Here is a 16,285-nt window from a genome sequence, read left to right as displayed (position 1 = left end):
CAAAAAGACCTCCCATGCGGGAGGTCTTTTTATGTTATACTCTATAATGAAACTATTACCAGTTCACACCGCAAGAAACGGAATCACCGGCAGGGATTTCAACCTTAACAGGAATGGAATAGCCATCAACCGTGTGAGCAACAGGCATACCACCCTTGGCTACATAAGTTTGGCCAGAAACCTTACCTGACAATTCGATTTCATCAATAGTGACAGTGAAATTAGACGTACTTGCATTACAATAGACATTGCATTCGGTATCAGTATTATGCCATCCGCTTGGCAAATTAGCAGAAATAGCATAACTACCGCTTTCCTTAAATACAGCCTTATCCTGAGTTGTCTCAATCTTGAATTCTTCGCCTTCGGTAACCTTAACAGGAGTGCAAGCAACTTCTTGCAAGGTATTGTCATTATTAGCAACAAACAAAGTCGGAGCAGCAGATGCTGTTGCAGCACTAAATGTCTTGGTAAAGGATGTTTCTGCACCAGCAGCACCACCATCCCAAGAGTAAGTCATAACAGTAGCACCAGTCTTACAACCCGTTACAGTCCATTTAACATCTGGAGTCTTCAGGTAATTAACGGCACCAGTCACACCTTCAGGAGCGCATACACAACCCGTGATCGGTTCGCCGTTCACCTGAATTGCAGGGCAGCTAATGTTGTAGTTGGCCGGACCAACACTGACCGTTGCACTTGCCGTATACTGACCAGAAGCGATGTACTTCACATTCTGGGTACGACCATTCATGCCGGAAGCCTTGTTCGTTTCAGGATCGCCACCCAGAGCCTTCCACGTCGTAGTGGCGCTAATCATCTGAGTCGGATCCTTGAGTTTCAAGATCCAAGAGACGGTATCGCCCTTGGAAATAACAGATCTTGCCGGAGAGCATGTTCCAAAGTCAGAAGACGGACCCGGATTAGCACCGCCACCCGAACTCGACGAAACGCCCGGATTGACAGTCTTGGAAGAAGATGACACAGAAGGACTTGATTCCGGAGTTGCAGAGGAAGAAGAAGACTTAATAACAATCGAGCCACCATCATCAGAAGAAGATGTAGCCGACTGAGGATTCGATCCACCACTGGAGCTAGAGGATCTAACCGGTTGCGTCTTACGAGAAGAACTGGATACGCTACCTTCGAAGCAACGAGGGCAGTTTTCCTTAGTCATCACGTCCCAAATAATACTCGGATCACCAACTTCGCTAGTATCACCACCTTCGTTGGACACCACAATTCCCATCACGTCATCGCCTGCATTGGGTTCCAAAATGTCACCACTACCACAAGCCCAGAAACTTGCCGCAACACCAAAAGCAGCCATTCCGATATAAATCTTTTTATTCATAAATAACCTCTTAGGCGAAAAATAAATTAAATCGATCCAATATGCAAATAGTGTAAGAGTTTTTTAATGACGAAGCGCACAAAAAAACGCCCTAGATCAAGCTCCTAGGACGTTTGTAAATTTAATTATACAGGTTAGTGTATTCTATAGCGATTCAAATCACTATAAACCCTAAATATCAATTATGCCTGGGTCAAAGGAAGAAGAAGAGGATTTCGCCTTAGATGAGCTAGACTTCTGTTCCTTCGATGAGGAGCTTTCGTCGGGAACCTCTTCAGAAGACGAAGAACTTTCGGCCTTATCCTTAACGACAAGCAACGGATTGAAATCATCTTCGTCCAGTTCGTTACGAGAGCAATCGATAGACTGATTCTTGCTACCCCAGAATCCCATAGGAACAACCGTTCCAGATTCGGTATATGTAACAGTGACTCTAGTCGATCCATTGCCTTTTTTCACACCTTCAACAATGTTTTCATCAGGAGTGCCCAGGTCAAACCAATTGTACGGACCTTCAAGTTCTACGCTATCGGCATCCACGATATACCAATCGACGGATTCGCCAATTTCAATTTCGTGTTTACTTACAGCGCAATAGCCCTTAGGAGTTGAGCTAGACGAAGATTTGGCAGATGAAGAGGATTCCGTCTTAGAAGAAGACGACACACTGGAAGAAGACGTAGGATCAACGCCCTCTGCATAAACCTTAAAGGAATCCTTGCACTTAAACTCCACATCGGCAAAGGTTAAAGACGGGCCTGTGACATCGCCTGCGGCCTTATACGACACGCTGATTTCCGGCAAGCCGGTTCCACTAATGTCGCCATCACCGATTTCAATATTTGTTTCGTCACCCAAATTCCATTCAAATCGGGCTTCTTCCAAAGTGTTATCATCCGGAAGGTAGCGCCAGATAACCTCTTCACCGACATGAACGACATCGGCCTTGAGCAATTGGCATTTGCCAGAAACCTTCGGACTAGAAGAACTGCTCGAGCCGCCCTTAGACGAGCTAGAAGAGCCCTTGGAGCTGCTGCTCTTGGCAGAGCTAGAAGATTTTCCGGACGACGAAGACTTTGCAGAGCTGCTGCTCTTGGCAGAACTAGAAGACTTTCCAGACGACGAAGATTTCTCAGAGCTACTGCTGGCAAGTTCAGCCTTGCAACCTTTCTTGCGGCCTTCCTTGCTATTGCAATAGTCGATATAGTATTGCAAAAATTCTTCATCACTTATTACATTCTTCGATTTAGGATCGCTCTTCGAAGCCACCATTTCATCTTCATCAGTGACTTTGACGATATCGCCTTCGCCACACGCCCAGAAAGCAGTCATGGCGGACGTTAACAGTACTGATAATAATTTTTTCCTATCCATAATTTTCCCCACTCTTTTATTCTTGCGATTCCCCATCCACCGAAATTTTGCGCTGGCCCGTAATGAACTGATGCACATACGGGTTGCTTGTATTCTTGATTTCATCGACGGTCCCCACCTCGATGATTCGACCATTCAAGAGCATGGCAATTCGGTCCGCCACCTTGAATGCGCTTACCATGTCGTGCGTCACCACGACAGACGTAACTCCGAGCTTGCTCTGCATATCGAGAATAAGGTCGTTAATCACGTCACTCGTAATCGGGTCCAAGCCCGTTGTTGGTTCATCGTACAAAAGAATTTCCGGATTCAGAGCAATCGCTCTTGCAAGCGCCACACGCTTACGCATACCACCCGAAAGTTCGGAAGGCATCTTTGTACGGAAAGACGGTACGAGGTTGATCATCTGGAGCTTTTCGGTCACCACGTTCTGGATCTCGGCTTCAGAGAGTTCGGGATGATGTTCACGGAGGGCAAAGGCGATATTTTCGCCTGTATCCATGGAATCGAACAAGGCGCCCATTTGGAACAACATACCCATCTTGCGGCGGATGGTACGCGTATCGAAAAACTGCGGCGTACTGATCGTCACGCCATCGACAGTCACTTCGCCGCCATCCGGCTGCAAAAGTCCAATCATGTGCTTAAGAATCACGGACTTGCCACCGCCAGACTTACCGATGATGACCATCGTCTCGCCACGGCGGATGTCGAGGTTCACGTCTTCAAGAACCGTCTGAGGGCCAAAGGACTTCTTAAGCCCTTTGAGTCGAATTGCAATATCATTCGGATCGATTTTCACATTCGGCATAGCTCAACCTCTAGAAGAACAAGAACGCATCAAGGATAAAGTCAGAAACCAAAATCATAAGACAACTAGAAACCACAACGCTCATCGTCGCAAGTCCCACGCCATGCGCACCCGGCTTGGAATGCGTCCCATGATAGTAGGCAAGCACAAAGATGATCGTTCCAAAAACAATAGACTTGATAATCCCCGCCCACAAGTCCAAATTTTCGAACAGGTACTGCATACCGGTCGAATAGGTGTAGGTCGTGATATCCAAAGCAAGCACACAGACAATCCAGCCGCCAATCAGCGCAAGCGCATTGGATATGGCGGTCAGGCACGGAATCATCGTCAAGAACGCAAACAGTCTCGGCATCGCGAGGTAGCGGTACGGGTCAAGCCCGAGCACCACGTATGCAGAAAGCTCTTCTTTCTCTTTCATGGAACCGATTTCAGCAGCGACAGCACTCCCTACGCGCCCCGAGAGCACGATAGCCGTAAGGAGCGGTCCAAGTTCGATAAGCACCATTTTGCAGGCGGCCGTCCCCACAAACTTGTCGGACACGAGATTGTGGAATTCGAATTCCGCCATGATGGTTGCGACCATGCCCGTAAAGATGGACGTCACGAACAGGAGCGGGAGCGAGGAGACGCCTACGGAGATCATCTCCTTCACAATCAGCGACGGATTCTTGTGTACGAAGCGGAACTGCTTGAGCGTAATGAACAGGATGCAAATGCACTCGCCAACAGCGGCGATTGCATCGACAATCTTTTGCCCTATCCATGTTATCGGTTTCAGAATCAACGTCATAGCACTTCCTTAAAAACTGCCAAAGTCGGCAACCTGCGGTCCACCGCCATCGTCATCTGAACCATACTGATAATCTTCGTCGCCACCTTCCATACCTTGCTGGTCGGTTGCATCGTAGAACGTCGTGTATTCCGGCACGAAGCTCATGTCGATATCCTTCACAGAACCGTTACGGTGTTTAGCCACAATGAGCGTTGCCTTGTAGCGGTCTTCGTCCTTATGCGTCTGCACGAACGGGCGTTCCACGAACCACACCATGTCGGCGTCCTGTTCAATAGAACCGGATTCACGCAAGTCCGAAAGCTGCGGGCGTTCACGGCCCTTTTCTTCGACTTTACGGCTGAGCTGAGCGAGTGCAATGACCGGAATGCTCAGTTCCTTTGCCAAGATCTTGAGGCCACGGGAAATCGCACCGATTGCGACAGCGCGGTTTTCTTCCTTGCCGGTCTTCATCAACTGCAAGTAGTCGATGATGAGAAGGTCGAGGTGGCCCTTGTGTTTGAGCTGACGCGCCTTGCTCATGAGTTCCATGATACCGAGGTCGGCGTTGTCATCGACAAACAGCGGAGCCTGGTTAATCGGAGTCACGGCGGCAATAATCTTCTTGATTTCGTCAGAATTGAGTTTACCGTTGCGGAGCCTACTCTGGTCCACTTGTGCCTGCGAACAGAGCAAACGTTGGGCAAGCTGGATGCCATCCATTTCCAAGCTGAAGAACGCGACGTTCTTGCCGTAGCGAATGGCTGCGTTTGCGGCAACGGTCATGGCGAAAGACGTTTTGCCGACACCCGGACGGGCAGCGAGAATAATCAAGTCGGAATTCTGGAGACCGTTCGTAAGTTCATCCAGTTCCGTAATGCCCGTAGGCACGCCTGTAATGCCGCCTTCCCTGCGATTGTTGATGCGCTCCAGAAGAGGCGCCACGAAGTTGTCGATAGACTTTAAGGTGTTGCGCACCTGGTTATCGGCAATCGCAAAGATATCGCGTTCGGCATCTTGAAGCACGTTATCCGGCGTCGAAGCAGGATCCATCGCCTGGCGAATAATATCGGAAGACGTGCGGATGAGCTTGCGGAGCACCGCCTTGCTACGGAGGTGTTCCAACTGCCACGGGACATTCGCCGATGACGCAACGGATTCCATCAATTCAAAGATGTATTCACGGCCACCGACAATGTCGAGCTTCCCCATCTTCGTAAGTTCCGCCGAAAGTGTCACGGGATCGATGGGGGTCACCGCCTTGTTCAAACTGCAAAGTGCGTTCCAAATCAACTGATGACGTTCCATGTAGAAAAAGTCATCGTCACTGATGGCCATCACTGCGGTGCCCATCACTTCGGGATCACGCAAAATACCGCCCAACAGGCAGCGCTCCGCCTCAACATCGGCGGGCATTTGGCGACCATCAAACGACTTGGAATTATTTTCTTCTGACATAACTATACCGATTTAAATATACAATAAAAATTTACATAGGATTTTGGGGAGATGCCCAGAATACGGTAAAAACATGCATAAAAGGAGATGCCCCATCAAGTGGGGCATGACAATGTGATTGCGAGTGTGCGCGGGGTAATGCGCGGCTACTTGGCAGCGGTGAAAAGGCCGCTGCGCGGGATATGCACCTTCCACGTGAGCCATTTCAGCTGTTTGTCCGTCGTCATCGCGTAAGCATCGACAAGCGAAACCGTCTTTGTGCCGTTGAAATCAAGCGCCGTACCGGCGAGATCGTTGAAGTTCTTACCCTTGCTGAACACGTCATAGAAAAGCGGTTCGCTAAAGGTAATCATGATTTCAGGTGCAATAAAGGAAAGTTCCTTTGTTAACATTCGGCGGAGCGAGGCGAGCAGGATCGGAGATAGTGCTCGCGGAGCATCTTTGTAGAAATACGTAACGCCAAGAGATTCCGGGGCGTAACCGAGGCTTCCGAACAAACGCACAAGCATCTCACCAGTCGGAGACTGGAAAAAGGCGCCGGCCGGTTCACCGGGCTTCGGGGCAGCAAGGAGAATCAGAAGGCGCGGGTGCTCCGGGCCTTCGTAGCGAACAACGTTCGCGGCACGCGCATAAAGCGCGTCAGTCTTGAGCGCATCGTAGAAGGCGCCGATGGAATCGGCGAGTTCGTACGCGGCGGTCGTCTTCTTGACGGCACGCGGGGCGATCGTGAGGCCAGCATCAAGCTTTGGCGCCGGGGCCGGACGCGGAGAAGGCGCGGGTTGCGCGGGAGCGCCGAATGAAGGCTGCTGAAAAGCGGACTGCACAGGAGACTGGAACGGCGATTGCTGCGGAATCGGAGCAGGATTCGCGGGAGCCGAATGATGCGGGAATGGCGCCGGGTTCGCCGGGCGTTGCATTTGCGGCATCGGATTTGCCGGGCGCGGAGCCCCAGCAGGAACGGCGGACTTTTTACGGGTCAATGTCCACGGTTCATCGAGGAGCAAGTCCTCCTCGCCCATGTCCATTTGGCCTTGCAGATATTTGCGAAGTTCGCTAAAATCAAATTCTTCGGGCATACCGTTCCTCTAAGCGTTCTTTAACTGATTAAGGCTAAAATCTACAATTTCTTGCGCGAGATCGATTTTGGAGCCCATCTTCATCTCGGGAATTTCAACCTCTGCGGCGTTTCGAGAGTCGCCGGATTCCTGTGCTTTGCGAGAGTTCGCACGAATCAAGGCGTAACGCACTTCGTCAAAACCGAAACCGCTGTTTGCTGCCACCGGGGCGTTAAGCAAAAGCGCATCAGCACCGCTCTTCTTGAGCTTTTCAGCAGCATGTTCCTTGAAATGATCTGTTTCAAGAGCAAAACCGACAATGACCTGATTTGCACGCTTTTGAGCAACACTGTCACGCAAGATGTTCGGATTCGGTTCGAGTTCCAAGACGAGCTGGCTACGGCTATCCTTGATTTTTTCAGTAGCGGCCACCTTCGGGCGGTAATCGGCCACGGCAGCGCAATGCACGAGCACATCAGCGTTTTTCATCTGTTCGAGAACGGCCTTGTGCATGTCGCAAGCGCTCTTGATTTTTGTCACGTGCACAGCACCAGGGAATTCCGCTTCCATCGGGCCTGCAACAACGCTCACATCAAAGCCGTTCGCCAAGAACGTCGCTGCGATTGCAACGGCCGTCTTTCCGCTGCTGCGGTTGCTAATGTAACGCACGGGGTCAATCGCTTCTTCGGTGCGGCCAGCCGTAATGAGGACTCGAGGAACACGTTCACCGGATACGGGAAGGTCTTGCAAAGCAGTTTCTTGAAGGAATTGCGCAGCAGGAGATTGCGTTGGGCAAGATTTGACTGGACCCTTCGTTTCACTCAGGGTGACGGGTTGCGAACAGTCCTTCACGTTGTTCAGGACGACGGATTGCGATGACGAATTTGACGCAGATGAAATAGGCGATGCCGCCCCGGAACAAGTCCGGGGTGACAAAGAGTCCGGCATGACATTTGCACCTTCCAGATATTCCACGATTTCTGCGGGGTCGAGGAGGCGGCCTTTGCCGACTTCGCCACAGGCGAGCTCGCCCGCCGGGCTGTCCATCACGAACGTATTTTCAAAACTGCGGAGCGTTTCGAGATTGCGCTTGACCGCCGGGGAATTGAACATCGCGACATTCATCGCGGGAGCGATAAAACGCGGACCCGTGCAACTCATAAAGCAGAGGCTCACAGGGTCATCGGCAATGCCATAGACAAACTTGCCGATAACGTTTGCGGTCGCAGGAACAACGAGATAAAGGTCCGCCCAACGCGGGAAATCGATGTGCTGGAAAGGGCGTGCTTCGACGGCGCCGTTTTTCAGGTAAACAGGGCATTTGGAGAGGCTTGCAAATGTAAGTGGGGCCACGAACTGTGTGGCGGCTTCAGTCATGCAGACGCGCACTTCGGCGCCTTTCTTTTGCAGCAGGCGCAAGAGTTCACAAGACTTGTAGGCGGCAATTCCGCCCGAGACTCCAAGAAGGATTTTCTTTCCAGCGAGATTCATGAACTGCAAGATAGAAAAATAGACGAATGAACGGCGCTACGCGCCTATAGACTAAAGACGAGAGAAGACAATGCAGGCGTTGTCATGCCCGCGAAGGCGGGCATCTCCATTCGTAAAAATGTAAGGGGATTCCGGCTCGGAGGCCGGAATGACAAGAGTGGAAAGTCACAGTTACTAGAGCCATTCGACTCCGTTCAGGGTGACGCATGGCGAGACGTGACTGGATCCTTCGCTACGCTCAGGATGACGACGCAACCGGGGTGACGACGCAACCGGGGTGACGATGCAACCGGGGTGACGTTACAAAAAAAGAAACCCCACGGTTACCCGCGGGATTCCTTTAAGCTTTAGTCAGAAACTAAATTAAGCTTCTTCTTCAGACTTTTCAGCCTTCTTCTTGGAAGCCTTCTTCTTCGGAGCGACAGCTTCGCCAATCGTGGTGCCGTTTTCGCCCGGCTTGTGGGAGTCCATCCAAGCCTTGAGTTCAGCGGATTCACGGTTCTTGAAGTAGTCAACAACGGAGAGGTAGATCTTGCGGTTGTTCTGATCGATTTCGGTCACGACAGCCGGAACTTCGTCGCCAACCTTGAATGCATCGGCCGGAACCTTGATGTATTCAGCGGTGAGCTTGGAAACCGGGATGAAGCCTTCGATACCGTCAGCGAGTTCAACCACGACGCCGCGGTCGAGCATGCGAACGATCTTGCCCTTGACTTCGGAGTCAACCGGGTAGGTGGAATCGATAGAATCCCACGGATCTTCGGTGAGGTGCTTCATGGAGAGAGAAATGCGGCGCTTTTCCTTATCGACGGCGAGAACGACGCATTCAACCTTGTCACCCTTCTTGACCATTTCGTTCGGGTGGGTGATCTTCTTGGTCCAGGACATGTCAGAGACGTGGATGAGGCCATCAACACCTTCCTTGATTTCGACGAATGCGCCGAAGGAAGCGATGTTGCGGATTTCACCGACGACGCGTGCGCCCGGCGGAAGTTCAGTTTCGATAGAATCCCACGGATCAGATTCGAGCTGCTTCATGCCGAGAGAGATACGTTCTGCATCTTCTTCAACCTTGAGAACAACAGCTTCGACTTCCTGACCGACGGTGAGGATTTTGGACGGGTGCTTGACGTGCTGGGTCCAGGACATTTCAGAAACGTGGATGAGACCTTCAACACCGCTGTCGAGTTCGACGAATGCACCGTAATCAGTGATGGAAACAACCTTACCCTTGACGATAGCGCCTTCCGGATAACGTTCGGCGATATCCTTCCACGGATGCGGCTTAAGCTGCTTCATGCCGAGAGAGATGCGTTCCTTCTTGTCGTTGAAGTCGAGAACCATGACTTCGACTTCCTGACCGAGCTGGAGCATTTCGGACGGGTGGTTGATGCGCTTGTAGCTCATGTCGGTGATGTGGAGGAGGCCATCTACGCCGCCAAGGTCGATGAATGCACCGAAGTCGGTGATGTTCTTGACGATACCCTTGCGGACCTGGTTCTTCTCGAGAGTTTCGAGAACGTCGCCACGCTGCTTGTTGCGTTCTTCTTCGAGAACAACACGGCGAGAAACGACGATGTTGCGACGAGCCTTGTTGACCTTGATAACCTTGAGGTCGAATTCCTGGCCGATAAGAGCGTTGATGTCCGGAATCTGACGGAGGTCGATCTGAGAGCCCGGGAGGAAGGCATCGATACCAAAGAGGTCGACGACAACGCCGCCCTTGATGCGCTTCGTGAGAGTGCCGCGTACGACTTCGTTGTTTTCGAATGCAGCGTGGATGCGATCCCACACGCGAACGAAGTCAGCCTTCTGCTTGGAGAGGATGAGGCGACCGTCTTCGTCTTCGAGCTTTTCGACGAACACTTCGATTTCGGAACCGAGTTCGAGAGAATCAGTATCCTTGAATTCGGCGCGATCAATAACGCCTTCGGACTTGTAGTTCACGTCGACGAGAACTTCCTGGTCGTTCACCTGGCTGATCTTACCCGTGACGAGCTTGCCCTGTTCGAGGCAGCCCATGCCGGCATAGACGTCAGCGTTGGCCTTGCGGAAGTCCGGGGAGCATTCACCCTGGGCGGCGAGAATTTCTTCGAGATCTTCTTGAGTTCCGAATTTGAGATTTTGAGACATATTAGTTAATTGGGTTGTGGTTTAAAGGATTCAGGCTACGCCACTACACCTACGTAGTCAAGAATCTTTTGAACCTGTTGTTCGATTGAGATGTGTGTAGTGTCAATTTCAATAGCATCGTCCGCCTTCTTCAACGGGGCGGTCGCACGAGAGGAGTCCAGACGGTCGCGTTCGACCAGATTGTTGAGGACTTCTTCGAGGGTAACTTTTTCGCCTTTTTCAAGGAGTTCCTTGTAGCGGCGTTCGGCGCGGACCTTCACGTCTGTGACCATGAAAAACTTGTACTTCGCATCGGGGAAAACGACCGTTCCGATGTCGCGGCCATCCAGAATGCAGCTCTGCTTCTTGCCGATTTCGCGCTGCTGCTTGGTCATTGCGGCGCGGACCGACGGGAGAGCGCAGTAGATGCTCACGTTGCTCGATACGCGCATGCCACGGATTTCAGATTCGCGGCAGACACCGTTAATGAGGATGCGGTTTTCGGAGTCAAACCCGAGTGTGAGGTTAGAGAGCAATTCGTCCATAGCCTTGCCTTCTTCAGCGGAAAGACCGGCATCGAGAGCGGCAAGTGTCACGGCGCGGTACATCGCACCCGTGTCGAGGTAGGTAATGCCCAATTTCTTTGCAATAATCTTTGCAGTGGTACTCTTGCCAGTGCCAGAGCCCCCATCAAGGGCGATAACAAAATTTTCCGAATTACTCATGAGTGGGGCTAAAGATAGAAAATCTCCCCAGAGAAATCAATATGCGTCATAGTAATCGTGATAATAATAGCTTGCATATCCCTTATAGGAGTCGATATAGATGAGTTCGGTGCCGTCCGCATAGACGACCATGCGGGTATCATCCCCCGAAAAGTCATAATAGCGATCCCCGTGGTCATAACCGGCATCGTATTCACCCGGATCGTAATAGGAGCATTCATCATCGACGCAAAGGGTGGCATAACCATCGTGGGTGATCCGCAAATCAACACTCATGGATGGAGACATGGTATAAGTATCCGAGCAATCATAGGGCTGATCAAAGGCGTCGTAACGGCAGTCCACTTCATAATAGTAATGGAAACGCCTGCTGAAAGAGGCGCCCCCATCATCCGGGCCTGCACTCCAGTCCGTACCACAAGCAGCTAGGCCCAAGGTCATAAGCATGGCAAATGATGCAAAAACTCGATACATAGGACACTCCTACAAAAAATCCCCCGACGAACCGTCGAGGGAATTAAATCTACAAAAAAGATTCACCCAAAATGACTTGCTTACCTGTAGTCACCATTATAGGATTCTTCAACAGTACCGTCTTCGCGAGTGGATTCCGGAGCGAGGAGTTCACCGGTGCTGCCATACTTGCGCTTTTCATCGTCAGTAAGGCGGTTGGTGAGCACTTCGACCTGCTGTTCCTGGTGAGCCGTAGCTTCTTCTTCCTGGAGAATCTTCTGGCCTTCTTCGAGGCGGCGCTTGATGCGATCGTCTTCCATCTGCTTCAGGTTCGTACCGACCTTAGCCTGGTCTTCGGAAACCTTGTAGCGTTCGTTGGTTTCGTCCATGACGGCCTTGATACCGACGAGGCGACCATCGCTATCGACGCTAAGACCGGCCTTGCGGAGGGTAGAGAGCGGAAGACGGCTTGCAGCAGTCTGGTATTCCGGCAAAAATTCGTAGCCATCAGACGTACCAATCTGGCGAGCTTCGTCCGGTGTCACATTGGAAAGGGCTTCTTGCCAACGGGAGCTCTGGACATTAGACGTGAAGGTGACAAGAGCGTTATCCAACGCTTCACCGTTATCCTGCGGCGTGCCAGCGCAGCCCAGGAAGAACAAACTCATTGCAGACAAAAGAACTAATAATTTTTTCATGGGGTACTCCTCCGAAAAAAATCCTACCAAAATATACACTTATTTATTAAATATGTCATTCTAATTTTTTTCCGTTTTCACCATAAAAAGTGCCCAAATTAACCACTTTTTGAAAAAAAGGCCCATCTTTTTCTACATTACGTCTACCGTATGAATGAAACCAATTCTCAGTCTGAAGAAATCAAGGAACCTGTGTCGGGAGGAAAGTCCGACGTCTACCGTATCCATACCAAGGACAACAGGGAAATTGTCCTCGTAGGTACCGCCCATATTTCGCAAGTTTCCAAGGACCTGGTCCATGAGACCATCGAAGCCGAATCTCCGGACACGGTCTGCGTAGAACTCGACGACGGGCGCCTCAAGTCTATCCAGGACCCCGACCGTTGGAAAAATACAGACCTGAGAGATGTCATCAAGAAAAAGCAACTGGCAACCCTCATCGCAAACCTCGTTCTGGGCTCGTATCAAAAACGTATGGGCGCACAGACAGGCGTCAAGCCCGGTTCCGAACTGAAGGAGGCGGTTGACGTTGCCAATAGCAAAAATATTCCACTGGTTCTCGCCGACCGAGACATCAAGATAACGCTCCGACGCACTTGGGCCTGCACCCCGTGGTACCGCAAGTTCAGCCTCCTCGGAGGGCTTTTTGCAAGCATCTTCGACAAGACTGAAATCAGCGAAGAAGAACTGCAAAAAATCAAGGAAAAGGACGCCCTCAATTCCATGATGCAGGAATTCGGAAAGACGTTCCCCGAAGTGAAGCAGGTGCTTATCGACGAACGCGACCAGTTCCTCGCAAGCAAGATCAAGAACGCTCCAGGCAACAAGATTGTCGCCGTCATTGGCGCAGGTCACCTGCGCGGTATCGCAAGCATCATCGAAGAAGACAAGGAACTGCCAAGCGAAGAATCCATCTCTGTCATCCCGAAGGGTGCTTCGCTTTGGAAGATTATCGGCTGGACCATTACATTCCTGATTATCGCAAGTATCGCCCTCATCGGTTACGTTGCTGGAATTGAAAAGGCTGGGCAGTTGAGCCTCCAGTGGGCCATGCTTACCGGCGGTGGCGCCATGCTCGGAACAATCATCGCAGGCGGCCATCCGGTCACCATTCTTGTAGCGCTGATCATGGCTCCGTTCACTGGGCTTACACCGCTTATCGGAGTCGGGTTCTTTACGGCACTCACGCAGGTCTATATGCGACCGCCTCGCGTGCAAGAAATGGAAACGCTCACCGACGACATTTGGCAAGTCAAGCGCTGGTGGAAGAACCGCGTCACACGCGTTATCCTCTGTTTCTTATGCCCGGGCATTCCGGCAATCATCGGAAAGATTCTCGCGATCTTCAAGATTTACCAAGCATTCTAGTTTAGTAGGCTTCAGGAATTAGGTTTTAGGGATTAGGAAAATCTTAGACGAAGACCTGCCGTTAAACACACCTCCATTAGGCGTTTTATATAAATTTACTTTGTATAAAAGTTCGCAATAAAATGCGGACTTTTTTAAGTTTACCACGTCACCACCTTATTTACGACTTCACGCTGTTCGCTTGCAGTCTGGCGCAAATAAATACGTGTCGTTTCAATATGTTCGTGCCCCATAAGGTCAGCAAGCAAAGCGATGTCGTTTCGCTTTTCCAAGAAATTCTTGGCAAACCGGTGACGGAACGAATGGGGATAAACGACGGCTTCATCTAGGCCATACTTCTTTGCGAACGCTTTCAGTTGCGATGCAATTCCACGCGGGGTAATTTGCTTGCCAAAACGATTCAAAAACAGGTATCCGCTGGAACAACCTTCACTTTCCAACCAGCGCAAAGCTTCTTTTTGCAATGTTTCCGGAATGTAGAGCCGCCGCAACTTTCCACCCTTTCCGTAGATGTCGAAATATCCGCACTCGACATGCTCCACTTTGAGTTTCACAAGTTCCCCTACACGGGCTCCCGTCGCCGATAGAAACCACACAACAAAATACCACTTAGTCTGACCATCTTGCAATAGACTAGTTTTCAAAAATTTGTAATCGGCATCGCTAATGACATTTTCCAGAAAACTTTTTTGCTGAACCTTGACATTCTTGATCCGTAACTTCGATTTGCCTGCAAAATCCAAATACTTGTTGATGCCCTGAATTCGCAAATTAACAGTTTTGGGTTTGTAATTTTCTAAAAGAAAACTCTTATAATCAGCCAACGACTTACGACCAAACCGTCCGAAATGCGACTTGAAGAAGTCCGCTGTCCAGCAATACGAATCCATCGTATTGACAGCAAGGTTCTGCCCTTCCAGATACTGGTAAAACGAAGGTCTTTCTGCAAGGTAGAAAACGAAACAATCCATCGCAAGTATCTCCTCTCCTTATTGAAAAAGGTCTGCTGCCGTCACACATCCTTGAACACAGGATTCATATTTCCCTTTAGCCAATCCAAAGGGGGTAATCATGGTCAGGTGCAAAGTCTTGTTCGTTCGCACATTCTCTCTAAAAATATCACGTCGTTCTTTAAGCCAATCTGCATAATCTTTTTTGATTTCAAACGGTCGATCGCAATACTTGATTTCGCATAAGTCAATCACCCTATCGCTCCGATCAATAACCAAATCTATCTGTGCGCCGTTCTCTCCTTTTTTAGTCCATGAGCAAACATCACTTGCAATCCCTGATATGCCCAAAGCTTTTTTTATTTGGTTTATATGGTGTATGCAAACCTGTTCATAGGCGTAACCTTGCCAAGCATTGCGTTTGCCATCGGGCAAATGACTCCAGGCATTTTCATCCATGCCGTTATAATTCTTGACAAACCGCACAAAGAACAGTGTGAACATGTCCGTCAGCTGGTATAACGCTTCGTTTCTTCTTTTTCCGAAAGATTGATAATGCCGAATAAAATCGCATTTTTCCAAGTTATCAAGAACTATCGAGAAAAAACCATTGTCCAAAAGTTTAAGATTCGACATCATCTCGCTACGAGTCATGCCAATCATTTTTGACGATAAAAGTTCCACAACTTTCTTGTATGCTTGTGCCTCGCTATAAAGCGAGTTAAAAAGGAAGTCATATTCCGTTTTTAACACCGCGTTACGCTTAAAAAACAGGTTGTCTATATTTTGCCGCAAACTTAAAGAGGGGCTCAACAGAGACAAATAATAAGGAACTCCACCCAATACCATGTAAGTCTCGATAACTTCCATATCGGACCAGTCAAAGCCCATATAAGTCAAGTATTGACTTGTTTCGTGCAAGGTGAACGGAGAAAGGCAAATCGGCATTGTCACACGATTGTGCAAACCGCCCTTATCACCTAGCAGTTTATTAATCATCCAGGTTGTGGCGCTGCCACAAACAATCAGCTTTAGTCGATTGCAATCAGAACCCCAGCTGTTCCAAAACATTTCAAGAGCCTTTAGGAAATTCGATTTGGGAGTATCGAGCCAAGGCAATTCATCAATAAAAACGACAAACCGTTCCTTTTTTAAGGATTGCAAATACTCTTGAAGCTGATCAAAAGCCTCAAACCAATCTTTAGGCGTGTTCCTTCTCTGTTTACTGTATTTCAGTAATTGCTTTTGCCAATTTTTCAATTGTTCAGAACGAGAGACCTGATAGACTCCAGTCGTATAAAAATCAAACGAGCTTTCAAAGAACTGCTTTACCAGAAAAGTCTTGCCGATTCTCCTGCGACCATATATCGCGACAAACTCAGCTCTTTCACTATCCACACACCTTTGGAGAACTTTTTTCTCCTCATGACGCCCGATAATTGAGCGAATTTCGCCAAAAATGCCCAATTGCACTGCGGAAAGTGTACTTTTCACCCCACTTTCCGCCATGTAATAAGCACTTTTTTCGCAAATTGAGCAAATTTGCGGCATTTTGACACCAGAAATTAGGGAAAAATAGAGTTTGCCGGCTGATTTTGATGCGGTAAAAGTCGACACATTCTGCTTGCTCATATACTACCTCACTCCGTTTACATGCTATAAAA

The 16,285-nt window shown here is 49.6% G+C and carries 14 protein-coding genes; 1 reads left to right on the top strand and 13 read right to left on the bottom strand.

The window, feature by feature from the left end:
* Window positions 1-55: 55 nt before the first annotated feature.
* From B7991_RS11145 to B7991_RS11090, 11 genes are all read right to left on the bottom strand, one after another.
* On the bottom strand, window positions 56-1,354 hold the full coding sequence (locus B7991_RS11145; RefSeq protein ID WP_088630883.1) for a hypothetical protein: 1,299 nt from the start codon (window positions 1,352-1,354) through the stop codon (window positions 56-58).
* A gap of 171 nt (window positions 1,355-1,525) precedes the next feature.
* Window positions 1,526-2,686: a hypothetical protein gene (locus tag B7991_RS11140; protein WP_254917948.1), complete on the bottom strand. Its 1,161-nt coding sequence runs from the start codon at window positions 2,684-2,686 to the stop codon at window positions 1,526-1,528.
* Between the two features lie 58 nt (window positions 2,687-2,744).
* Complete coding sequence (locus tag B7991_RS11135; RefSeq protein WP_014545511.1) at window positions 2,745-3,539, bottom strand: ABC transporter ATP-binding protein; 795 nt, start codon at window positions 3,537-3,539, stop codon at window positions 2,745-2,747.
* 10 nt (window positions 3,540-3,549) lie between these two features.
* Window positions 3,550-4,332: an ABC transporter permease gene (locus B7991_RS11130; protein ID WP_088630881.1), complete on the bottom strand. Its 783-nt coding sequence runs from the start codon at window positions 4,330-4,332 to the stop codon at window positions 3,550-3,552.
* A 9-nt stretch (window positions 4,333-4,341) separates the two neighbouring features.
* Window positions 4,342-5,769, bottom strand: a complete 1,428-nt coding sequence (gene dnaB, locus B7991_RS11125) for a replicative DNA helicase (protein ID WP_088630880.1) — start codon at window positions 5,767-5,769, stop codon at window positions 4,342-4,344.
* A gap of 146 nt (window positions 5,770-5,915) precedes the next feature.
* Complete coding sequence (locus tag B7991_RS11120; RefSeq protein ID WP_088630879.1) at window positions 5,916-6,845, bottom strand: hypothetical protein; 930 nt, start codon at window positions 6,843-6,845, stop codon at window positions 5,916-5,918.
* A 9-nt stretch (window positions 6,846-6,854) separates the two neighbouring features.
* Complete coding sequence (locus B7991_RS11115) at window positions 6,855-8,315, bottom strand: phosphopantothenate--cysteine ligase family flavoprotein (protein ID WP_088630878.1); 1,461 nt, start codon at window positions 8,313-8,315, stop codon at window positions 6,855-6,857.
* Between the two features lie 363 nt (window positions 8,316-8,678).
* Window positions 8,679-10,448, bottom strand: coding sequence for a 30S ribosomal protein S1 (rpsA, locus tag B7991_RS11105; protein WP_088630876.1), 1,770 nt, complete (start codon window positions 10,446-10,448; stop codon window positions 8,679-8,681).
* A gap of 35 nt (window positions 10,449-10,483) precedes the next feature.
* Window positions 10,484-11,152 carry a (d)CMP kinase gene (gene cmk, locus B7991_RS11100; RefSeq protein WP_088630875.1) on the bottom strand — a complete coding sequence of 223 codons (669 nt, stop codon included), beginning with the start codon at window positions 11,150-11,152 and terminating at the stop codon, window positions 10,484-10,486.
* 36 nt (window positions 11,153-11,188) lie between these two features.
* Window positions 11,189-11,626 (bottom strand): hypothetical protein, encoded by a 438-nt coding sequence (locus B7991_RS11095; protein ID WP_088630874.1) that lies wholly within the window; start codon window positions 11,624-11,626, stop codon window positions 11,189-11,191.
* Between the two features lie 80 nt (window positions 11,627-11,706).
* Window positions 11,707-12,303, bottom strand: a complete 597-nt coding sequence (locus B7991_RS11090) for a hypothetical protein (protein WP_088630873.1) — start codon at window positions 12,301-12,303, stop codon at window positions 11,707-11,709.
* A 150-nt stretch (window positions 12,304-12,453) separates the two neighbouring features.
* Between B7991_RS11090 and B7991_RS11085 the strand changes: the two genes are divergently transcribed.
* Window positions 12,454-13,671, top strand: a complete 1,218-nt coding sequence (locus B7991_RS11085) for a TraB/GumN family protein (protein WP_088630872.1) — start codon at window positions 12,454-12,456, stop codon at window positions 13,669-13,671.
* Between the two features lie 140 nt (window positions 13,672-13,811).
* Here the strand turns inward: B7991_RS11085 and B7991_RS11080 are convergent, their stop codons facing one another.
* Both B7991_RS11080 and B7991_RS11075 read right to left on the bottom strand, forming a co-directional pair.
* On the bottom strand, window positions 13,812-14,561 hold the full coding sequence (locus B7991_RS11080) for a tyrosine-type recombinase/integrase (protein ID WP_369597613.1): 750 nt from the start codon (window positions 14,559-14,561) through the stop codon (window positions 13,812-13,814).
* Window positions 14,562-14,660: 99 nt separating this feature from the next.
* A complete protein-coding gene (locus B7991_RS11075) occupies window positions 14,661-16,253 on the bottom strand; it encodes an ATP-binding protein (protein ID WP_217898060.1) in 1,593 nt (530 codons plus the stop codon).
* Window positions 16,254-16,285: the final 32 nt, after the last annotated feature.

Source organism: Fibrobacter sp. UWB3, from assembly GCF_002210405.1.
In the GTDB taxonomy this organism is placed as follows: Bacteria; Fibrobacterota; Fibrobacteria; order Fibrobacterales; family Fibrobacteraceae; genus Fibrobacter.
This window is presented reverse-complemented; position numbering and strand designations above follow the sequence as displayed.